Below are 19,993 nucleotides of genomic sequence, written 5' to 3' on the forward strand. Positions count from 1 at the left end.
CTGCATTATCTTTCAAACCATGCCGTTCCCTCTACGCCGGAGGGTTCTTCGCTGTTGTACCAAGTTCTTTACAGCTTCCATGGCCTTCGTCCAGTTTAGCGAGACTCGGCTCCCTCTTTTCCCCTTTGCAGGGCCTTTTTGACGACGCGGCAGGATTCACTTGATGTTGCGGCCTGGGTTGTTGCTCGCCCGGTCTCTGACCGGTACTTTTGTCGATGCGCTTTTACACACAGATTTCGCCATGCGCAAGCATCCTAGCTACAAGAGTGGCTTGGCCCCTCTCTTGGTTGGACTTGCACCAACTAGATAATGCGTGCCTCTGGGCACGCCCCAAACAAAAAAAACCTTGAGAAGCCTGTAAACAGGCCTCTCAAGGTTTACGGTAAATCTTATTACATCATGCCGCCCATTCCGCCCATGCCGCCCATGTCTGGCATGCCGCCGCCTTTTTCAGGCTCTGGCTTGTCAGCGATGACAGCTTCGGTGGTCAGGAACATAGCCGCTACGGATGCAGCGTTCTGCAGCGCGGAGCGTGTTACCTTCGCAGGGTCAACGATTCCGGCTTCAAACATGTTCACCCATTCGCCGGTAGCTGCGTTGTAACCTACGCCTACAGCTTCCTTCTTCAGGCGGTCAACAATAACGGAACCTTCTTCGCCGGCATTTGCAGCGATTGTACGGATTGGCTCTTCCAGGGAGCGCAATACGATGTTTACACCGGTTTTTTCGTCGCCAGCAGCTTCAACAGCAGCTACAGCGTTGTATACGTTAATCAGAGCTGTACCACCACCGGATACGATACCTTCTTCAACCGCAGCGCGGGTTGCATTCAGGGCGTCTTCGATGCGCAGCTTACGCTCTTTCAGTTCGGTTTCAGTTGCTGCGCCGACTTTGACTACGGCTACGCCGCCAGCCAGTTTAGCCAGACGCTCCTGCAGCTTCTCTTTGTCGAACTCGGAAGTGGTTTCTTCCAGTTGGGCACGGATCTGGCTTACGCGGGCATTGATGTCCGCTTTGTCGCCGCTGCCGTCTACGATTGTAGTGTTTTCTTTGGTTACGCGCACTTGGCGTGCGTTACCCAGCTGATCGATGGAAGTGCTCTTCAGGTCAAGACCGAGCTTCTCAGTGATCACTTGGCCGCCTGTCAGGGCAGCGATATCCTGCAGCATAGCTTCACGGCGGTCGCCGAAGCCAGGAGCCTTAACAGCAACAGCGTTGAAGGTTCCGCGCAGTTTGTTCACGATCAGCATAGCCTGTGCTTCGCCTTCGATATCTTCAGCGATGATTACAAGCGGACGGGCCTGCTGTACAATCTTCTCAAGCAGCGGCAGGATTTCCTGTGTGCTGCTGATCTTCTTGTCAGTGATCAGGATGTACGGGTTGTCCAGAACAGCTTCCATTTTGTCCGTATCAGTAATCATGTACGGGGAAATGTAGCCGCGGTCAAACTGCATACCTTCTACCACTTCAAGCTCAGTCAGGAAACCGCGGGATTCTTCAACGGTGATAACGCCGTCTTTGCCCACTTTTTCCATAGCTTCAGCAATCAGCTGGCCCACTTCGTCGTCAGCAGCGGAGATAGCTGCTACTTGAGCGATAGCCTGGGAATCTTCGATTGGCTTAGCGATGTTCTGAAGTTCAGCAACAGCCGCTTTAACCGCTTTGTCGATCCCTTTGCGGATAACCATCGGGTTAGCGCCTGCAGTTACGTTCTTCAGACCTTCACGGATCATAGCCTGAGCCAGAACCGTTGCAGTTGTAGTACCGTCACCGGCTACATCGTTAGTCTTGGTAGCTACTTCTTTAACGAGCTGTGCGCCCATGTTCTCGAAAGCATCTTCCAGTTCGATTTCTTTGGCGATGGTAACACCGTCGTTAGTGATAAGCGGGCTTCCGAATTTTTTCTCAAGGACTACGTTACGGCCTTTAGGACCCAGTGTAACTTTTACTGCGTTAGCCAGAGCATCAACCCCGCGGAGCATCGAGCGGCGGGCGTCTTCACTGAATTTAATTTCTTTTGCCATTAGTGTTAACCTCCTGAAAGTTTGTGAGCGTTACTTCTGGGAATATCCTTCGAACAAACTGGCTTCGAAAGCATATACCTGGTTTGTGAGCGTTACTTCTGGGAATATACTTCGAACAAACTAGCTTCGGAAGCATATACCTGGTTTGTGTTACGTGCGTTGAAGCTTAAGTATATTTACCGCTATCCTTATAAAGGATCTTCTTAGTCAAGAATCGCGTGAATGTCGCTTTCTTTCATAATCAAATATTCTTTGCCTTCGTATTTGATTTCGGTTCCGGCATATTTCGAGAAGATCACGCGGTCGCCTTCTTTAACCTCCAGCGGTACACGCACTCCGTCTTTCAGAGCTCCGCTACCTACTGCGATAATTTTGCCTTCCTGCGGTTTCTCTTTGGAAGAGTCCGGAAGCACGATACCGAAAGAAGTGGTTTCCTGCTGCTCGCTTGCTTCTACCAATACGCGTTCACCTAATGGTCTGATCATGAAAAATAGCCTCCTTTGAAGTTATGTGGTTTAGCTTGAAAACAAAATTGAAATACAAGAATCTGCCCGGGACAATACCGGTTCGGCACAGCTGCTGCCTGCCGTTTCCGTATGATCCGGCAGCGTTAGCACTCAACCTTCTTTAGTGCTAACAACAATTTTTATGATACTCAACTTGAAGACGGATTTCAAGTCCTTTTACGTAAAATCAGATCCTGAATGCGGAAAAATATGGCTGAAGGGGTTGTCCTTGCGCACACTCACATACATTCTATCCACCGGGAGGCAAAATATGCCTCCACGGCCCCAAAACCAGGCAGCAGGCTGTCAATATCCCTACTGCTTCACATAACGCGCCTCCCGCGCAGCATCCTCTGCAAGCTGTCTGCGGTAGACCAGCGCCGAAAGAAACACGCTGAACTCATACAGGATAAGCAGCGGAATCGTGACCAGGAAATCCGAGATGAAATCCGGAGGTGTGATGACCACGGCAATAAAGACAAGCGCGAAATAAGCATAACGCCGCATCCGGCGCAGGCGCAGCGGATTAAGCACCCGCAGCTTGGTCAGAAACATGACGATCAGCGGCAGCTCAAACAGCAGCGCCAGCGGAATGCAGAGGCTGAACATAAAGCTGAAGTACTCGGTAATCCCATAAGTCTCCTCCAGCCCCATGCTGCGGGTAATTGTGATTGTAAACGACAACGCCATCGGAAAAACAATGTAGTAGGCAAATAATAAGCCCAGTATGAACAAAACAGCCACGTAAGGAACATACCGCAGCGCCGCACTCCGCTCCTCCGGCCGCAGCCCCGGACTGATGAACGCCCACAGCTGGTAGACAATGAACGGCAGCGAGACAGCCAGCGAGACGGCCATGGCAATCTTCATATACATTCCGATCCCGTCCCAAAAGGAAAAAGCATGCAGCACAAAGCTCTGGGCCTGTTCGGCATCAATCAGATACAGATAAACGGGCCTTGCCACAAATAATCCGCCGATCAGCCCGGCTGTGAACACAATCAGCACATATATAATCCGTCTGCGCAGCTCAGTGAGATGATCAACCACCGACATTTCTTCCGATTCCAGAGACATGACTGACACCACCCAGATCCGTATGTAAAATTCCCCGCTAAAGAATAGCCTGCGTATGGCTGCAGGTTCAGAGCCTCTTAAGCTCTCCTATTCACAAAAAAAGGGACGCCGCCCGGTCTGAAGCAGACTGAGAGAAACGCCCCCGCGTAGTTACACCTGTTATTCCGGCAGCTTCCGGTCCTGCGGAAGGTCTGCAGCTAATGTCTGCGGGGCCGGCGGAGCAGGAGTTTCACTGCGCCGAGCCGGTTCCGGCTCATTGATAATTTCACGTGCCCCGTCCTTGAACTCACGGAAGGTACGTCCGACCGCCCGGCCAAGCTCTGGAAGCTTATTCGGACCAAAAAGCAGCAGCGCCAGGATCACCAGTAGAATAATTCCGGGAGCACCAATACCATTCAGCATTCGCTTTTCCTCCTCGCCCTTTGTCCGTTCATGATAGATTAAGCAGCAGCTTAATAATACCATAACTTTTGTCACACATCCAACAGCTTTAGCGCTGATGGACAGGACGGGGGAATCCGTCTGCTACTGGCGGTATTGTCCGGTTACCATAAGCAGCGCCTCCGGCAGCTGATCCATGATCGCCGCCAGGTTCTCATGCACTCCCTTGGGCGTTCCCGGCAGATTGACAATCAGCGTCCGTCCGCGGATTCCGCAAATACCGCGGAATAGCATAACCGCACGGTTCTTCTGCATCACTGTGCTTCTCATCGCCTCCGACATTCCGGGCACCTCACGCTCAATGACCCGCCGGGTAGCTTCCGGCGTAACGTCGCGGATCGCCAGCTCGGTTCCGCCGGTAGTAAGCACAAGATCCGCCTTGAAATAATCGGTAAGCTCGATCAGCGCAGCAATAATCTCATCCTGCTCATCCGGTACAATTCTGACCTCGATAATCTCACCGCCCAGCTCCTCTTCCACCAGCTCGCGGATAACCTGGGCGCTGGTATCTTCCCGTTCGCCCCTGGATCCTTTATCGCTTGCCGTCAGGATTGCTGTTTTCCACGCCATAGGTTGTTCCTCCCTCTTATGTTCTATGTAAGGAAGGCCGCAATGTGCAGCCTTGCCGCACTTCTCTCTTGCAGTAACTAAGCTTCCAGCCCGTAATTCCCGTTCTTCCCGCCGCTCTTGGAAACGAGCATCGTAGGTCCGATGACCATATCCTTCTGCAGCGCCTTGCACATGTCATAGACGGTCAGAGCCGCCGCCGAGACGGCCGTCAGCGCCTCCATCTCCACTCCGGTCTTTCCGGTCGTCTTCACGGTTGCTTCTATATAAAGTTCATCTTTGCTGTTGTCCGAGAAGCGGATGTCAACACCGGTCAGAGAGAGGGGATGGCACATCGGAATCCAGTCCGAGGTCTGCTTCGCAGCCATAATGCCGGCTACCTGTGCAACTGCCAGAACATCTCCTTTGCCGACGCTTCCTGACTTGATGGCCTCAAGCGTCCCGGGATCCATTGTTACCTTGCTTCTTGCAGCCGCTGAGCGCTTGGTGATCTCCTTGTCGCTGACATCCACCATACGCGCCCGTCCCTGCTCGTTAAAATGACTAAATTCCATGCTGTCTCTCCCTCCGGCAATCTATGACGCCGTCTTCCGTAATCAACAAGTCCATATAAGCATCATGGTCGTCCATGGGCACTTCCTCAACCACCTGCCGGCCGAAAGCCAGACCAATCCATAATGGATCTTTCCCTTGCAGGGCAGCTTCAGTATCCAGGGTGGCCCGCAGACGGTCGTAATATCCGCGTCCGTAGCCCAGCCTTCCGCCCCGCCGGTCAAAAGCCAGCCCCGGGACGAAGATCACATCCGGCCTGGGGAGGCGCTCCAGCCTGTCAGCAGAATCAGCGGCCGGCTCCAGTATGCCAAAAGCTCCCGGTACAAGCTCCTCCCATGAGTGTACCGGATGCAGGCTCATCATTCCTGTGGCTTGTATCACACGTGGCAGCAACACCGTACAGCCCTCTGCCCAGGCGCCGGCAATCAGCGGGCGCGTATCCAGCTCCGAACGGAAAGGGACATACGCAAGCAGCGTCTTTACTTCTTCCCCTGCCAGCTTTTCCGCCGCATGCCTGCAGACCAGAGAAGACAGTGCATTTCTCTGGTCTGCAGGCAGCTTGCCGCGGGCGGCGGCAGCCGCTGCACGCAGCTCCCGCTTCCTGTCAGCGGGCAGGGCACTTTGGCCTGTCATGTGCAGCCGCCTCCCGTTTGTTTTTGCCTAGCTTATCATCGTTTGTAAACTCAGTTTACCACTCTTCTCCCCGGTTCGCCAAGGTTGTATCATTCCCCCTGTTAGACGAAACCCGAATACCGTCCCCCTCGCGCGGCAGAAGCTTTTCATGTAGACTGTAGTATAAGCAAGATATATAGCCGGGCCAGAGCGCCCGGGCGAATATGCAAGGGCGGAGGGTTCAATCAGTATGCTTCTTCAAGCGACAGGAATTTCGAAATCATATGGTATTCAAAGCGTGCTGGACGGCATCAGCCTGCAGGTGAACGAGAAGGAACGGGTCGGACTGGTTGGCGTCAACGGCGCCGGCAAATCCACCTTTCTGCAGATTCTTGCAGGCGAGATGTCCTATGACAGCGGGCAGATTCATAAATCCAAAGAGACAACAGTAGGCTACCTGGCCCAGAACAGCGGCCTGCAGTCGGACAAAACCATCCAGGAGGAGATGCTGGCTGTGTTTGCTCCCTTAATTGAAGCGGAAGCAGAGCTCCGGCAGATGGAAGCGGACATCGCTGACCCGAAGCTGGCCGATGATTCCAAGCGTTATGAGGATCTGCTGGAGCGTTACTCCAAGCGCTCGGACTGGTTCAAGGACCATGGCGGCTATGAAATGAACACCCGGATCCGCAGCGTTTTGCACGGTATGGGTTTTGGGGATTTTGCGCCGGATACGCCTATCTCCACACTCAGCGGCGGACAGAAGACACGGCTGGCACTCGCCCGTATTCTGCTGCAGGCTCCAGACCTGCTCATGCTGGATGAGCCTACGAACCATCTGGACATTGAGACGCTGACCTGGCTGGAGGATTACCTGCGCGGCTATGCCGGCGGCATTCTGGTCGTTTCCCATGACCGGTATTTCCTCGACCGGCTGGTTACAACCATTGTTGAAATAGAACGCCATCAGTCCCGCCGTTATACGGGCAATTACAGTCGCTATATGGAACTGAAGGCAGCGGAGTATGAAATCCGCATGAAGCAGTATGAGAAGCAGCAGGAGGAAATCTCCCGGATGGAGGATTTCGTGCAGCGCAACATCGTGCGTGCCTCTACTACCAAGCGTGCCCAGAGCCGGCGCAAGGCACTGGAGAAGATGGAGCGGATTGACAAGCCGCTTGGCGATCTCAAAAAAGCCAGCTTCTCCTTCGAGCCTGATTTCATGTCCGGCAAGGAAGTGCTGCAGGTGCGGGACGTTGCCGTATCCTTCAGCGAAGCATCTTTGCCGCTGTTCCGCAATGCCTCCTTTGAGCTGCGGCGCGGGGAGACGGCAGCGCTCATCGGGCCAAACGGGATCGGCAAATCGACGCTGCTGCAGTGCCTGACCGGCACCCGCCAGCCGTCCGCCGGAACCGTCAACTGGGGAGCCAAGGTCAAAATTGCCTACTACGATCAGGAGCAGACACGCCTCAACCCGCGCAATACCGTGCTGGAAGAGCTCTGGAGCGAATATCCGATGCTCGAGGAGGCGCGCATCCGCACCATTCTTGGCAACTTCCTGTTCAGCGGCGAGGATGTCCTCAAGAAAATAGCCGCGCTGAGCGGCGGGGAGAAAGCCCGGGTGGCGCTCTCCAAGCTGATGCTGCGCGGCGCAAATATGCTTATTCTCGATGAGCCTACCAACCATCTCGATCTGGTCAGCCGCGAGGTGCTGGAGGCAGCCTTGATTGATTTTGAAGGCACCCTGTTGTTCATATCCCATGACCGTTATTTCCTGAACAAAATGGCTGAGCGTGTCCTGGAGCTGCATCCCGGCGGCATTGACCAGTATCTCGGCAACTATGACGACTACATCGAGAAGAAAAAAGAGCTGGAAGCCATTGCCCTCGAGGAAGCCGGACTGCTTGCGGCCAAAGCCGCACGGATTGCCGATGCGGAAGCTGCGTCTGCCGACAAGGGCAGCGCCTCCTCCTTTGAAGCAGATAAAGCGGCCAAACGGGAGGAGCGTAACCGTCTGCGGCGGATTTCCGAGCTGGAAGAAGCCATTGCCCGGCTGGAAGAGGAGATTGCCGTCATTGAGAATGAAATGACGAAGCCGGAGGTATACCAGGATTATATGGCACTCCAGCAGCATGAAAGCGACCTGAAGGAGAAGAAGGAGCAGCTTAGCGGACGGTTCGACGAATGGGAGCAGCTGGCTGACGAATAATGTAAACAGGTTAAATAAATTTTTTTAGATGTTCCCGATTTGTTCATAATTACTTATCCACATGTCTGTCCACAGTTTTCGTGTATAACCTCTAATAAAAAAAGCCCCTTGGGGGCTTTTTTTATGCATTAAATCAGCATTTCACCTGTCAAGTACTTTTTATCCACCGAATTATCCACATTATCCACAGTTTCCACACAAACCTCACATTGGAAAACTCCCCAATCCGGGGGTGCATAAAACAGGCGTTAATGCTGATTTTACACGGTTTTTACACAATCAGAGCGGAATATGTGGATAACGTTGTCCACAGCTTGACAAATCCTGCATTCGCTAAAATTCTACCTTTTTAGACAACATAATCGGCCGCCATCAAACACCTTAATTGTCTGCAAAGCTGCTTCTGCCCGCGCTCTGCCTCCGCTTCGGCGATTATTCCCGTTCCCGGCCAGCAGCCTGGCAGACGCCGGCCCCTTGTCGTCTGAACCCGCAAACTGTCCAAAGCCGTCTGCACTGCAGGTTACACGGCCGTCTCCTGGCCGGTTTCCGCGCGGGCGGAGAGCAGCGCCGCATTGCAGGCTGCCACATAGGCTATTCCCGCCGCCATTACGATATCCTGATGAATGGCCGTGCCTCTGAATTTGGCGCCGTTCCATTCCACCATGACCGCTGCTTCAGCCTGGGCCTGCTCTCCGCTTCCCAGCGAGTGCAGCTCAAGACCGGCAAATCCGATGCTTTCAGCAATCCCCAGACTGATCGCTGCTATGACTGCTTCAAGGGGGCCACTGCCTGTGCTGGTGTAGGCTTCCTCCGCACCGCTCTGCAGATTACGCACGGTCACTGCTGCCACCCGGCGCGGCGCACTGCCGGCGAGTACCTGGACATCGCCGAGCTCATAGAACTGTGCCTGCTGTCCGGTTGCACTGCTGACCATGCGCAGCAGCTCGTCATCGCTGACCGCTTTCTGGCGGTCTGCCTTCTCCTTGAAGGATTCATAGAGCGCATCCAGCTCTGCCGCGTCAAGGGCAACGCCGTACTTGGCGGCGCGGTCCTTCAGCGCATGACGGCCTGAGTGTTTGCCGAGAATAATCATGCTGCGCGGAATGCCCAGCCGTTCGGGGTCCATAATCTCATAGGTGCTGCGGTCCTTCAGCAGGCCATCCTGATGGATGCCTGATTCATGCTGGAAGGCATTGCGCCCGACGACCGGCTTGTTGAAGGCAATCGGGAAATGCATCGCCCCGCTGATCAGCCTAGAGGTATCATACAGCTTATCCAGCACGATTCCCGTCTCCGCGCCAAGCACATCCCCTCTTGTCTCCAGCGCCATGACCAGCTCCTCCAGAGCACAGTTTCCGGTTCTCTCACCGACACCGTTCACCGTAACCTCGATTTGCGTTGCCCCGCCTTCAATGGCGGCCAGGCTGTTCGCAACGGCAAGCCCCAGATCATTATGACAATGGGCGCTGTAGCTTACGTTCTGTCCGCCCCTGGCTCCCAGGCGCACCCGCCGGAACATCTCTCCGTATTCGTGCGGCAAGGCATAGCCGACTGTATCCGGCAGATTAATGATGCTGGCCCCCTCCTCAATAACGGCCTCAACCATTTCAATCAGGTCATCGATTCCCGTCCGGGCCGCATCCATCGCTGTGAATTCCACCACATCGCAGAACTGGCGGGCATAGGCCGTCATTTCACGGGCGGCGGCAACAACCTCCGGCCGGCTCTTGCGCAGCTGATGGCGCAGATGAATATCGGAGGAGGAGATGAACAGGTGAATCCGCCGCCGCGCCGCATCCCGGGTTGCCCGGACAGCCGCATCGATATCCCCGCGGACCGCGCGGGCGAAGCCGCAGATCTCTACACCCTGCACCTTCCGTGAAATGGTCTCCACAGCGGCGAAATCCCCCGGGCTTGAGACCGGAAAGCCCGGTTCCAGCACATCTACTCCCAGCCCGGCAAGCTTGTGGGCCAGAACAATCTTCTGCTCAGGGGTCAGGCTGGCCCCCGGTGCCTGTTCGCCGTCACGCAGCGTCGTGTCAAAAATCTGAATACGTTTTTTTACCGGGATAATCATCATGAACCCTCCTGAAATGTAAGTTTAAAATAAGCTGTTCTTCCACTTATGCAGGGCACACGTCGACTTGCACCCTGCTTCTATTCCCGCCCACTGCTGCCGGCAGCACCCGATCCAATTGCAGTTAGCCGGGCCATTGCCCGGTCACCTGCAGCACAACACAACTTTCTAATAAGACAAAAAACCCGCCATCTCCATAAAGAGACGGCGGGTTCCCCCTCCGCGGTACCACTCTTCTTGACGCATCCGGCTTACCTTCAAGGTAAACCGCAAGCTGCGTCCAGCTCACCCCAGACCCGCTCTGGTCCATGCAAGCATGGTCAGGCAGGTATGAGTGTCCGGTAACGGGGACTTCCGTTGCGGCGTACATATTTCGCTTCCGCCGCTCCGCTCACGGGCGAGATTCAATGCTTCTCAGGTGACTGCGTCGCACCAACCCGCAGCTCTCTGCACACCCTCATCATCTACTGCTCCCGTTCATCGCATTTAATTCTTATAAGCATACAAAAAAGCCTGCCGTCTCATTCAAGAGACGACAGGCTGTTCACCTTCGCGGTACCACTCTTGTTGATATTCCGGTTTAACCGTATCAGGCCATCCGGAGAATATCCACTCAATTAATCAGGCAAAAGCATCCGGATGACTTCAATCATCCTGCTATCGCTGACCACCCTTTCACGGAGGTTAGCCGTAGACGGTGTACGAAAGGCCCGGCACACTAGCATGCCGTTCAATGTTCTTCCGGAATCTCCTCCAGAAAAACATCCCGCTTCCACCGCTCCGCTCCAAGACGAGTTCAGGTCTCCTTCGGCTGCGTCGCACCTACCCGCAGTTCTCTTAACCCGGATTTACCTTACTGCTTCTCTTCATCGCGTTTGGTTATTTGAATTGGGTTGATTATACTCTTCCCGTTTGAGGAATGTCAATAGGCAGAAACAGACCACTGCTCCAGCGACAATCCGGGATCGGCAACCATATCGAGCGGCGTGCTGCCGTCATGCCGCCATTTCACATAGGCTGCCGCCCCGATCATCGCCGCATTATCCGTGCAGTATACCGCCGGTGGAATAATCAGCTCGATGCCCTCTTTCTCACAGCGTGACACCAGTGCTTCACGCAGCCCTTTGTTAGCGGCAACCCCGCCGCACAGCAGCAACTGCTTAGCCTGATTGGCTTTGACCGCACGCACAGCCTTCTCTACCAGAACCTCCACCACGGACTCCTGGAAGCCCCGGGCAATACCGGCCACATCCGGAGTCAGCCCCTTCATCTTACTCTGGTTGACCACATTCAGCACGGCCGATTTCAGGCCGCTGAAGCTGAAATCGTATGAATCCGGCTCCAGCCAGACCCGCGGCAGGGCTACTGCCTCTTCCGCTTCATGAGCAAGCCGGTCGACATGCGGGCCGCCCGGATACGGGAAGCCCAGGGCGCGCGCGACCTTGTCGTAAGCTTCACCCACCGCGTCGTCACGGGTACGCCCGATGATCCGGAACTCCCCTTCACGCTCCATATTCACCAGCTCCGTGTGCCCGCCGGATACAACCAGCGTCATACACGGATACTGCAGCTCCTTGACCAGCCGATTGGCATAAATATGCCCGGCGATATGATGGGTGCCGATCAGCGGCTTGCCCCAAGCCAGCGCCAGACTCTTGGCAGCGACGACACCGACCAGCAGCGCACCGACCAGGCCGGGTCCCTGCGTAACTGCAATAGCCGTAAGCTCCTCCGGCTGTACACCGGCAGCTGTCATTGCCTCCTCAATCACCAGGGTAATGACCTCCACATGCTTGCGTGACGCAACCTCCGGCACTACACCGCCAAAAGCGCGGTGGGTTTCGATCTGGCTGGAGATGATGTTCGCCAGCACCTCGCAGCCGTCCTTGACAACAGCTACCGAGGTTTCATCACAGCTCGTCTCGATAGCCAATATTAGTACAGGCGCAGCTGCACCCGTTTCTGTATTCATTTCAGATCCACTCTTCCTTCCATCATACCCTGCTCCCCGTAAGCCGGCAGATCCGCCCACATGATGAGCGCATCCTCGCGGTTGTCCGAATAATACCCTTTGCGGGTTCCGGCCGGACGGAAGCCTTTTTTGCGGTACAGGTTCTGGGCCACCTCATTCGAGACCCTGACCTCAAGTGTTATTGATTTCATGCCCAGGAAGCCTGCTGTTTTCATCAGCTCGTCCAGGAGCCGCTCGCCCCATTTACGCCCCCGGTAAGCCTCCAGGAGCGCAATGTTTGTTACATGCGCCTCATCAACAATCGCCCACATTCCGGCATATCCGATAATGCGCCCCTGCAGCTCCATCACCATATACTTGGCGAAATGATTATGCGTCAGCTCATTGCGGAACGCTTCCTCTGTCCACGGCATAGTGAAGGCTTCCCGCTCGATTACGAGAATTTCCGGAATATCCTCAAGCTTCATCAGGCCAAAAACAAGCTCGCTTCCCTGATCTCCCACTATCATAGGCTCCGTCATACTTGGCTTCTGCTCCCTTCACTGCTCCGGCGCAGATTGGCTTCCGCTTCGGAAAGCTGGGTATAGTTCGGGATTAACCCGTGAACATCATCACTGCCCGCCAGCAGTCCCGCTTCGCCAAGAAAGCCTGCCCAGCGCCCTTCCAGCTCGTACGGCACCGGCTGTATTTCAGGCCCGCCAAGCAGCGGCTCAAGGGTGGCATGGCTTGCATGCTGAGCGGTTTCACCTACGAACCACAGGATGCGCGGCTTGCTGCCCTCTGACTCCGCCTGCTTCAGCCGCCCCGCAAGATGCGTTACCCAGTCAGCCATCAGCCGGATGGCATCCGGTTCAAGCCGCTGCGGAGCAGCCTGGCCAGCAGCTGCAAACAGCCCGGTGTAGGCCTGTCCGCGGCGGGCATCGATCAGCGGGATGATCCAGTCGGGTCCATATCCGCCTTGTCCCGCTTCAGCAGCCGGGCCTTCCGCCTGCTTAACCAGCGCGGCAGCATAACCGCCCCAGGCCAGCGCATGCAGGCTGGAAACGCCGGCAACCGGCACCTTCCAGGCCCAGGCCAGTGTCTTGGCCGCAGATACCGCAATGCGCGTTCCGGTGTAAGAACCCGGGCCGACGCCGACGGCAATCCCTTTTAGCATGGACGCATCGGTACCGCTGGCCTGCATCGCCTGCTCGATTATCGGGAGCAGATGCACCGAATGGTTCCGCTCCCCGGATGCATTAATCTCATGCAGCACCCTGCCTTCCTCCGTAACAGCTACGCCCAGAATGGCCGTCGAAGTATCCAGCGCCAAAAGCCGCTTGCGCGGCCCGTTATTTTCGTTCATCATCATTCGTTACCCCACTTCTGGATCAGCTCGCGGCACAGTCCGCCGTATGGCTCACCGGCTGCCTTCACCGTAATCAGGCGTTCCTCCGGTCCGGCCGTTTCCATGTATAGATGCAGATGCCGCTGCGGCATCAAATCTGTAATGATACTGCTCCATTCCACCAGGCAGACTCCCTGCCCGTAGAAATATTCATCGAGCCCCAGCTCGTCCGCTTCCTGCGGGGAGATCCGGTACACATCCATATGGTACAGCGGCAGGCGTCCGTTGTATTCTTTGATAATAGTAAATGTAGGACTGTTCACAATCCCCTCTACACCCAGATGGCGCGCAAAAGCCTGCGAAAATGCCGTCTTGCCGGCACCCAGGTCACCATCGAGGCCAATCACCATGCCTGCCGATGCCGCACCGGCTATCGCAGCTGCAAGCAGCTCCGTATCCTGAAGGCTGTGTGAACGGTATGTAAATACCGTTTCAACATTATTGTCCAAGCTGCAACTCCACCTTATATAGAATCCTTTTAAAGACATGAACCGACATAGCATAACAATACTTTTAATTATATCGGTATGCTACTTGTCCCGCAACAACCCCCTCTATTCCCGGCTGCCGGCCGCAAAGGAGGAATGCGGTTGTCTGCTTGTCTCTGCCTGTTGTTTCTTCGGGTTGTGTCCGGAAAACAGGCTGTGCAGCACCATTCCCCCGATAATGATGGCAATTCCAATCCAGGACAGCAGAGAAGGCAGCGGCGCAGCCAGAATCAGAATCTCCCCGATCAGCGCAAACAGCACCTCCAGCGACTGGGTAGCTTCCACCGCAGCCAGTCCGCCCATGCTGCTGCGGACCATATCCGTAGCCCGGAAAAACAGGACGGTGGCAATTACACCTGAGGATAGGGCGACAATGACAGACTGTAAGGTCTGCGGGCCGGAGGGCAGCCCGGTATCTGCCAGACCGATAAGCGAGATCATAAGCCAGAACGGCAGGCTGGCCAGCGTCATGCCAAGAATACGCTGAAACACGTCGAGCCGCTCTCCGCACAGCTCCATTGTTTTGCGGTTCCCAAGCGGATAAGCAAAGGACGCGATCAGAACAGGAACTATGCCCAGCAGCACCTGTGAAGGTTCAAGCTCACGGGCATGATCAGCCTGGAGCAGTGCTACACCAGCCAGAATGATCAGGGACAGCCCGAGGCCGCGCAGCGGAATCCTGCCACGTTCATAGACGCTTGCGCCACCGGAGCCGGCAACCCATTGTCCGAAGAACGGGGCCAGGAGTGAACCGGAGATAATGGTAATCTGCCAGGTTCCGGCGGTCAGCCAGCCTGGCGCATAAGCAGCCGCGAAGCAGATTGGCGCGTAGAACAAGCCAAAGCCGACCGTTCCCCAGAGCAGCCAGGCCCCCGGGCGCTCCTTCATCGCTGCCAGCAGCGGCTTCAGCCTGCCGCGTCCCGCAACGATCGCCACCAGAAACGGGAGTGTAAACAGATAGCGCAGTGAGGCGCTCCAGGCCCAGCTTCCTCCCGACAGCTCCATGCGCCGGTTAAGGACAAAGGTTACCGCAAAAAACAGCGCCGAACAGACGCCAAGCAAAATAGGACGCACGCTCATCATCTCTTTTCATCAAATTCACCTCCCCAATATAGGGCCAGGCTTTCGCCAACGTCAACCCTTGTGTCAGCTGTACGGCAGCTTGGTCCGGGTACAAGGCTGCTGTCCCTTTTCCATGAAGCACAACCGGCGAGGCAAGCATCCTGCAGCAGGCTGCCTGTTTATGAAACACAGCAAAACAGAGCAGCCGTTCCCCGTATCCGGACAACGCTGCTCTGTCATTAATAGAAAAATGTAAAACCACTCGGTTAAACCTCAATCCTGCTTCAGCTGTATAACCTGCAGCTACTTCCTCTGCTCCTCCAGCCGGTCTACACCGACTGTATGCGTATTGGTTGGCCGTGAGCCAACCTGTACGGTTGCCATGCCATTTTCCTCGTCCACACGCTCGATCCAGACCGACTCGCCGTCCAGATGAACCGGGATCATCTCCTTGGATGTATAGATATCCATCGCACGTTTTACGTCCATGATTCAAGTCTCCTTTGAAAGCATGCGCTTTATTTTTTAACAGTACCGTCTCAAAAAAGTGGATCTTCCTGCACTTCATCCGCCTCAGGCTCACCGATGGTGTCATCGGCATCGAGATATCCGGCCTCCGGACCGGAATCCGTGTCATCCGGATCGGCAACAATGCCGGCCCAGTCCACAACCTCGGCAGGAATATCCTGTTCGGATAAATCATCAAGCCATTCCTTGCGCCCTTTGCCCATGGTTCTTATCCCTCCGCTTTTCTCTATACACGACAGACATAACTGCCGGGACGCCGGCTTTTTACAAGCCCGGCTTTATTTTTTCCCAAGACTCGCAAAAAATGCATCAGGGTAGAAACTGCGCCCGCACACCATACTAAACAGTAATTACATGATGGGGTTCAGCTCATACAGCACTTATACAGCACTTATAACTCAGGAGGCGATATCCATGCATACCGTCTGGAAAGGGGCCATCAGCTTCGGCCTGGTGCACGTCCCGGTCAAAATGTTCTCGGCAACCGAGGATAAAGATATTTCACTCCGTTACATCCATAAGGAATGCGGAAGCCCGCTGTCCTATGTCCGTAAATGCCCTGTATGCGAAAAGGAAGTCGGGTGGGAGGAGATCGGCAAGGGCTATGAATATGAAAAGGGGAAGTTTGTCCTGTTCGACAAGGAAGAACTAGAGCAGCTGACCGAGGAGAGCAGCAAGAGCATCACCATTCTCGATTTCGTGGATTTGACGGAGATTGACCCGATTTATTTTCAAAAAACCTACTACCTGTCTCCGGACCAGGCCGGCACCAACGCCTACCGTCTGCTGATGGAGGCCATGCGTCAGAGCGGAAAAATCGGGATCGCCAAAATTTCCATCCGGTCCAAAAGCAGTCTGGCAGCCATCCGGGTGCTGGAGAACTGCCTGGCGATTGAGACGATTTTTTATCCGGATGAGGTGCGTCCTGTAACCCAGGTTCCGGGCCTGCCGGAAGCGGGAATTGTCAGCGACAAGGAGCTGGAAATGGCCAAGCTGCTGATCTCCCAGCTGTCCACTCCGTTTGAGCCGGGCAAATATACCGATGATTACCGTCAGCGGATGCTGGATCTGATCTCGCATAAAATTTCCGGCGAGGAATTCCACATCGCACCGGCCCGCCAGGAGAACAATGTAATTGACCTGATGGCCGCTCTGCAGGCCAGCATCGAAGCGGTTCAGCATATCCCGAGCGATCCCGGGACCGCTCCTGCTGCAGCTGCAGGCAAGCCCAAGACGGGGGCCGGCACCCGGAAAAGAACAGCCAAGGCCAGCGGCGCAGAAGCAGCAGCCGGTACTCCTGTCCTCAGCGAAGCAACCGGACCCATTCCGGTCATTGCCCCCAAGACCAAACGGCGCAGCTCCAAAAGCAAAGAGACCGTATCCTGACGTGGACGGTCCGGCACCAAAGGAGGCGGTATGATGGAATTGAAGCCTGTTACACCGTTCGAACCGGTACTTGCTGCTCAGCTTCCCTCCGGCAGCCAGTGGATTGCACAGATCAAATGGGACGGGGTCCGTATGCTGTCCTATTATGACGGCAGCCGCATAGAGCTTGTTAACCGCCGGGGCAACCGGCGCACGATGCAATACCCCGAATTGACTGTACAGGACCGCTATTGCCGGGCAGACAGCTTCATCCTGGACGGTGAGATTATCGCGCTGGTCGGCGGCAAGCCGTCCTTTCATGAGGTGATGCGCCGTGACGGCGTTAGAAGCGAAGCCGCAGTCCGCGCCGTACTGCCGCAGGTTCCGGTACTCTATATGGTCTTCGACATGCTGTACTGCGGCGGCAAGTGGCTGCTGGATCAGCCCTTGTCCATGCGGCAGCAGATGCTGCAGGATATGCTGCTGCCCCATTCCCATGTGCAGAATGTGCCAAGCTACACTGATCCGGCCCAGCTGTTTGCCGCTGCCGGCAGCGGGGGATTAGAGGGGATTGTCTGCAAAGACCTGAGCAGCACCTATGCTCTAGGCGGCAAAGACAAACGCTGGCAGAAGCGCAAGATCATCCTCGACGTAACGGCTGTAGCCGGAGGAGTCACCTTCCGGGACGGGACCGTGAATGCCCTGCTGCTCGGCCTTTATGACAATGAAGGCAGGCTGCACTACATCGGCCACGCCGGGGCGGGCAGAATGACCGCCATGGACTGGCGTAATCTGACTGCCCAGGCCCATAACCTGACTGTACCTGCATCGCCTTTTGCAGCCATGCCGGAGCGCAGTAAGGATGCAGTATGGATCAGGCCAAGCCTGGTGTTCAAGCTGCATTTTCTGGAATGGAATCCCTCCGGAACGCTGCGCCAGCCGGTCATCCAGGCGCAGGTAGATCTGCCGGCTGAGGCCTGCCGCCTTGAGCAGAGAGGCTGAGCTCTATTTTACAGGAGGTGAATCTGTATGCCGGCAACCCTTAAAGGCACGATTACCATTGACGGACAGGAGATCACGGTTACGAATCCCGAGAAGCCGCTTTGGCCGGAGATGGGGATTACGAAGCGGATCTATCTGCAGAAGCTGGCCGCTCTTTCGCCTTACCTGCTCAGCTACTGCAGAAACCGGCTGCTGACGGTGATAAGATACCCTCACGGCGTGCCCGGGATGTCCTTTTACCAGAAAAACGCCCCCCAGCCGCGGCCTGAATATGTAAAAACAGCTGTGCAGGACGGAATCGAATATATTGTTCTGCACGGCTTGCCGGAGCTGTTATGGCTGGGGAATCTGGCCGCGCTGGAGTTTCACCCTTCCCTGCATTACGCCGGAAGCAGCCTGCCCTGTGAGTGGATGATTGACCTCGATCCTTCCCTTGAGGTGGAGCCGCGCATTATGGAAGCAGCCGCCCTGGTTGGCGATGTGCTCAAATCACTGGGGCTGTCCTCGGTTCCCAAGACCTCGGGAGCAACAGGGGTTCAGATTATTGTTCCGGTACAGCAGGGTATTACCTTTGAAGAGCTGCGCAAGACCGGACATTTTATCGGGCGTTATGTGACCGAGAAGCGTCCCGACCTGTTCACGCTGGAACGCTTGAAAAAACACCGCGGTGACAAGATTTATTTTGATTATCTCCAGCACTACGGCGGCAAAACGCTGGCTGCCCCGTATACTCCCCGGGCACGTCCGGGAGCTACCGTGTCCACTCCGCTGCTGTGGGAAGAGGTTGCACGCAACGTGTCACCGCTTGATTATCATCTGCTGAATATTGAAGAACGGCTGAACCGCACGGGTGATCTTATAGCCATGGTAGCGCCGCAGCCTGTAGGCGAGATTGCTGCCAAGCTGCCTTGAAGCCATAGATCAGGCAGGGACAGCAGAGCCCCAGAACAGCATAGAGACAGCAATAAGCCCGCAATGCCTATAATGGCTGCGGGCTTATCAGGCGTCCAGCTTGTGGACGGAAGGTATTGTTCTATATGAGAATTCGGTACAAAGAGCTGCAGGCACCGGATTGATTACTCTGACTTTCGTAAATATACCTTCCTTCGGACAGCGTACCCGTTCCCCCGGATCACGCTAGTGGATTGATTTCTTTTTGAAGCGGCCGCCTTTTACATCATGGATGTTGCCAATGGCAACAAATGCGTCAGAATCCCAGTCTTCTACAATGGATTTGAGCTTTGCTTCTTCCAGACGAGTAATGACTACAAAAATCACCTTTTTATTTTCACCGGAAAAACCGCCTTCGCCATCCAGATACGTCACACCGCGCCCGAGACGCTCCGTCAGCGCTTCCCCGATGTCGCGGAACTTGTCGCTGATAATCCAGACTGACTTCGACTGATCCAGACCTTCGAGTGTTACATCAATCATCTTGAAGGCAATATAATAGGCAATCAGGGAAAACATGGCATTATTCCAGCCAAAAACAAAGCCCGCTCCGGAAAGGATAAAGAAGTTGAAGAACATGACTACTTCTCCGACAGAGAATGGCAGCTTCTTCGCAACCAGAATGGCCACAATCTCCGTACCGTCAAGCGATCCCCCGTATCTGACAACGAGACCGACCCCGACGCCCAGTATAACCCCGCCGAACACGGCTGCCAGCAGCGGCTCAACGGTAATCGGATTGACCGGATGCAGCAGCTGAGTACCGATCGACATGACAATGACCGCAAATAAAGTGGATAAGGCAAAGGTCTTGCCGATCTGCTTGTAGCCGATTATCAGAAACGGCAGGTTGAGCAGGGTCAGCAAAATACCGAGAGGAATATGAAAAATATGGGATAGCATAATGGAAATACCGGTTATTCCGCCGTCAATCAACTCATTGGGAACCAGAAAAATTTCCAGGGCCACCGACATCATCGATGCGCCCAGCACCATCATAATCACCCGTTGGGCGAACCGCAGTCTGGCGGTCTTCAAGGATGCTTTCTGCGGCTTTTTCTGATCCTCATTCGTAAAGATTTGCTGGCTCACAGTCATAGAACTCCCCCTATAAATAAGTGTCCAAAGAATAACTGAAAGCATAAGGTTGGGCTATACTTTCTTATATTTCTTCTC

At 55.0% G+C, this 19,993-nt stretch carries 20 protein-coding genes and 1 other annotated feature; of the genes, 4 read left to right on the forward strand and 16 right to left on the reverse strand.

Features of this window, described 5'->3' with window-relative positions:
- Positions 1-392 precede the first annotated feature (392 nt).
- The 7 genes from groL to BLR64_RS27710 all read right to left on the reverse strand — a co-directional run bounded on the left by groL (position 393) and on the right by BLR64_RS27710 (position 5,800).
- Positions 393-2,024, reverse strand: coding sequence for a chaperonin GroEL (gene groL, locus BLR64_RS27680; protein ID WP_090719674.1), 1,632 nt, complete (start codon positions 2,022-2,024; stop codon positions 393-395).
- 203 nt (positions 2,025-2,227) lie between these two features.
- The gene (groES, locus tag BLR64_RS27685) at positions 2,228-2,509 is read right to left on the reverse strand and encodes a co-chaperone GroES (protein WP_068720745.1); all 282 of its coding nucleotides are present in this window, start codon (positions 2,507-2,509) and stop codon (positions 2,228-2,230) included.
- Between the two features lie 336 nt (positions 2,510-2,845).
- Positions 2,846-3,607, reverse strand: coding sequence for a twin-arginine translocase subunit TatC (gene tatC, locus BLR64_RS27690; protein WP_090719676.1), 762 nt, complete (start codon positions 3,605-3,607; stop codon positions 2,846-2,848).
- Between the two features lie 159 nt (positions 3,608-3,766).
- Positions 3,767-4,006, reverse strand: a complete 240-nt coding sequence (gene tatA / locus BLR64_RS27695) for a twin-arginine translocase TatA/TatE family subunit (RefSeq protein WP_090719718.1) — start codon at positions 4,004-4,006, stop codon at positions 3,767-3,769.
- Between the two features lie 126 nt (positions 4,007-4,132).
- Entirely contained in the window at positions 4,133-4,618 is a 486-nt protein-coding gene (locus BLR64_RS27700) for a MogA/MoaB family molybdenum cofactor biosynthesis protein (RefSeq protein ID WP_039870183.1), read from the reverse strand.
- A 77-nt stretch (positions 4,619-4,695) separates the two neighbouring features.
- Positions 4,696-5,169, reverse strand: coding sequence for a cyclic pyranopterin monophosphate synthase MoaC (gene moaC, locus BLR64_RS27705; protein ID WP_090719678.1), 474 nt, complete (start codon positions 5,167-5,169; stop codon positions 4,696-4,698).
- A complete protein-coding gene (locus BLR64_RS27710) occupies positions 5,159-5,800 on the reverse strand; it encodes a 5-formyltetrahydrofolate cyclo-ligase (protein ID WP_090719680.1) in 642 nt (213 codons plus the stop codon). Before BLR64_RS27710 ends, moaC begins: the two co-directional genes overlap by 11 nt.
- Positions 5,801-6,029: 229 nt before the next feature.
- On the opposite strand from BLR64_RS27710, the gene BLR64_RS27715 reads away from it, so the two are divergent.
- Positions 6,030-7,985, forward strand: coding sequence for an ABC-F family ATP-binding cassette domain-containing protein (locus tag BLR64_RS27715; RefSeq protein ID WP_090719682.1), 1,956 nt, complete (start codon positions 6,030-6,032; stop codon positions 7,983-7,985).
- A gap of 520 nt (positions 7,986-8,505) precedes the next feature.
- On the opposite strand, the gene BLR64_RS27720 is transcribed toward BLR64_RS27715, so the two are convergent.
- From BLR64_RS27720 to BLR64_RS27755, 8 genes are all read right to left on the reverse strand, one after another.
- The gene (locus tag BLR64_RS27720; RefSeq protein ID WP_090719684.1) at positions 8,506-10,062 is read right to left on the reverse strand and encodes a 2-isopropylmalate synthase; all 1,557 of its coding nucleotides are present in this window, start codon (positions 10,060-10,062) and stop codon (positions 8,506-8,508) included.
- 197 nt (positions 10,063-10,259) lie between these two features.
- Positions 10,260-10,552: a binding site (T-box leader), on the reverse strand.
- Positions 10,553-10,984: 432 nt separating this feature from the next.
- On the reverse strand, positions 10,985-12,034 hold the full coding sequence (gene tsaD / locus BLR64_RS27725; protein ID WP_090719686.1) for a tRNA (adenosine(37)-N6)-threonylcarbamoyltransferase complex transferase subunit TsaD: 1,050 nt from the start codon (positions 12,032-12,034) through the stop codon (positions 10,985-10,987).
- Positions 12,031-12,543, reverse strand: coding sequence for a ribosomal protein S18-alanine N-acetyltransferase (gene rimI, locus BLR64_RS27730; RefSeq protein ID WP_090719720.1), 513 nt, complete (start codon positions 12,541-12,543; stop codon positions 12,031-12,033). Before rimI ends, tsaD begins: the two co-directional genes overlap by 4 nt.
- Positions 12,544-12,551: 8 nt before the next feature.
- Positions 12,552-13,382, reverse strand: coding sequence for a tRNA (adenosine(37)-N6)-threonylcarbamoyltransferase complex dimerization subunit type 1 TsaB (tsaB, locus tag BLR64_RS27735; protein WP_090719722.1), 831 nt, complete (start codon positions 13,380-13,382; stop codon positions 12,552-12,554).
- Complete coding sequence (gene tsaE, locus BLR64_RS27740; protein ID WP_244157867.1) at positions 13,382-13,870, reverse strand: tRNA (adenosine(37)-N6)-threonylcarbamoyltransferase complex ATPase subunit type 1 TsaE; 489 nt, start codon at positions 13,868-13,870, stop codon at positions 13,382-13,384. Before tsaE ends, tsaB begins: the two co-directional genes overlap by 1 nt.
- 105 nt (positions 13,871-13,975) lie before the next feature.
- A complete protein-coding gene (locus BLR64_RS27745; protein WP_090719723.1) occupies positions 13,976-14,983 on the reverse strand; it encodes a DMT family transporter in 1,008 nt (335 codons plus the stop codon).
- Positions 14,984-15,274: 291 nt separating this feature from the next.
- Complete coding sequence (locus BLR64_RS27750) at positions 15,275-15,460, reverse strand: H-type small acid-soluble spore protein (RefSeq protein ID WP_090719691.1); 186 nt, start codon at positions 15,458-15,460, stop codon at positions 15,275-15,277.
- A 50-nt stretch (positions 15,461-15,510) separates the two neighbouring features.
- Complete coding sequence (locus BLR64_RS27755) at positions 15,511-15,702, reverse strand: hypothetical protein (protein WP_090719693.1); 192 nt, start codon at positions 15,700-15,702, stop codon at positions 15,511-15,513.
- Positions 15,703-15,913: 211 nt separating this feature from the next.
- On the opposite strand from BLR64_RS27755, the gene ku reads away from it, so the two are divergent.
- Genes ku through ligD form a run of 3 tightly spaced genes read left to right on the forward strand, consistent with a single transcriptional unit; the run spans position 15,914 to position 18,778 of the window.
- A complete protein-coding gene (ku, locus tag BLR64_RS27760) occupies positions 15,914-16,885 on the forward strand; it encodes a non-homologous end joining protein Ku (protein WP_090719695.1) in 972 nt (323 codons plus the stop codon).
- Between the two features lie 30 nt (positions 16,886-16,915).
- Entirely contained in the window at positions 16,916-17,866 is a 951-nt protein-coding gene (locus BLR64_RS27765) for an ATP-dependent DNA ligase (protein WP_341833404.1), read from the forward strand.
- A 27-nt stretch (positions 17,867-17,893) separates the two neighbouring features.
- Positions 17,894-18,778: a non-homologous end-joining DNA ligase gene (ligD, locus tag BLR64_RS27770; protein ID WP_090719701.1), complete on the forward strand. Its 885-nt coding sequence runs from the start codon at positions 17,894-17,896 to the stop codon at positions 18,776-18,778.
- A 225-nt stretch (positions 18,779-19,003) separates the two neighbouring features.
- Here the strand turns inward: ligD and BLR64_RS27775 are convergent, their stop codons facing one another.
- Entirely contained in the window at positions 19,004-19,915 is a 912-nt protein-coding gene (locus BLR64_RS27775; RefSeq protein WP_090719703.1) for a YitT family protein, read from the reverse strand.
- Positions 19,916-19,993: the final 78 nt, after the last annotated feature.

This window comes from Paenibacillus typhae, assembly GCF_900099765.1.
Taxonomy (GTDB): domain Bacteria; phylum Bacillota; class Bacilli; order Paenibacillales; family Paenibacillaceae; genus Paenibacillus_AQ; species Paenibacillus_AQ typhae.

Bases quoted from the DNA above. Each gene is read 5' to 3' on its own strand.
- groL (WP_090719674.1), bottom strand. From the start codon at position 2,024: ATGGCAAAAGAAATTAAATTCAGTGAAGACGCCCGCCGCTCGATGCTC.
- groES (WP_068720745.1), bottom strand. From the start codon at position 2,509: ATGATCAGACCATTAGGTGAACGCGTATTGGTAGAAGCAAGCGAGCAG.
- tatC (WP_090719676.1), bottom strand. From the start codon at position 3,607: ATGTCTCTGGAATCGGAAGAAATGTCGGTGGTTGATCATCTCACTGAG.
- BLR64_RS27700 (WP_039870183.1), bottom strand. From the start codon at position 4,618: ATGGCGTGGAAAACAGCAATCCTGACGGCAAGCGATAAAGGATCCAGG.
- moaC (WP_090719678.1), bottom strand. From the start codon at position 5,169: ATGGAATTTAGTCATTTTAACGAGCAGGGACGGGCGCGTATGGTGGAT.
- BLR64_RS27710 (WP_090719680.1), bottom strand. From the start codon at position 5,800: ATGACAGGCCAAAGTGCCCTGCCCGCTGACAGGAAGCGGGAGCTGCGT.
- BLR64_RS27715 (WP_090719682.1), top strand. From the start codon at position 6,030: ATGCTTCTTCAAGCGACAGGAATTTCGAAATCATATGGTATTCAAAGC.
- BLR64_RS27720 (WP_090719684.1), bottom strand. From the start codon at position 10,062: ATGATTATCCCGGTAAAAAAACGTATTCAGATTTTTGACACGACGCTG.
- tsaD (WP_090719686.1), bottom strand. From the start codon at position 12,034: ATGAATACAGAAACGGGTGCAGCTGCGCCTGTACTAATATTGGCTATC.
- rimI (WP_090719720.1), bottom strand. From the start codon at position 12,543: ATGATAGTGGGAGATCAGGGAAGCGAGCTTGTTTTTGGCCTGATGAAG.
- tsaB (WP_090719722.1), bottom strand. From the start codon at position 13,382: ATGATGAACGAAAATAACGGGCCGCGCAAGCGGCTTTTGGCGCTGGAT.
- BLR64_RS27750 (WP_090719691.1), bottom strand. From the start codon at position 15,460: ATGGACGTAAAACGTGCGATGGATATCTATACATCCAAGGAGATGATC.
- BLR64_RS27755 (WP_090719693.1), bottom strand. From the start codon at position 15,702: ATGGGCAAAGGGCGCAAGGAATGGCTTGATGATTTATCCGAACAGGAT.
- ku (WP_090719695.1), top strand. From the start codon at position 15,914: ATGCATACCGTCTGGAAAGGGGCCATCAGCTTCGGCCTGGTGCACGTC.
- BLR64_RS27765 (WP_341833404.1), top strand. From the start codon at position 16,916: ATGATGGAATTGAAGCCTGTTACACCGTTCGAACCGGTACTTGCTGCT.
- ligD (WP_090719701.1), top strand. From the start codon at position 17,894: ATGCCGGCAACCCTTAAAGGCACGATTACCATTGACGGACAGGAGATC.
- BLR64_RS27775 (WP_090719703.1), bottom strand. From the start codon at position 19,915: ATGACTGTGAGCCAGCAAATCTTTACGAATGAGGATCAGAAAAAGCCG.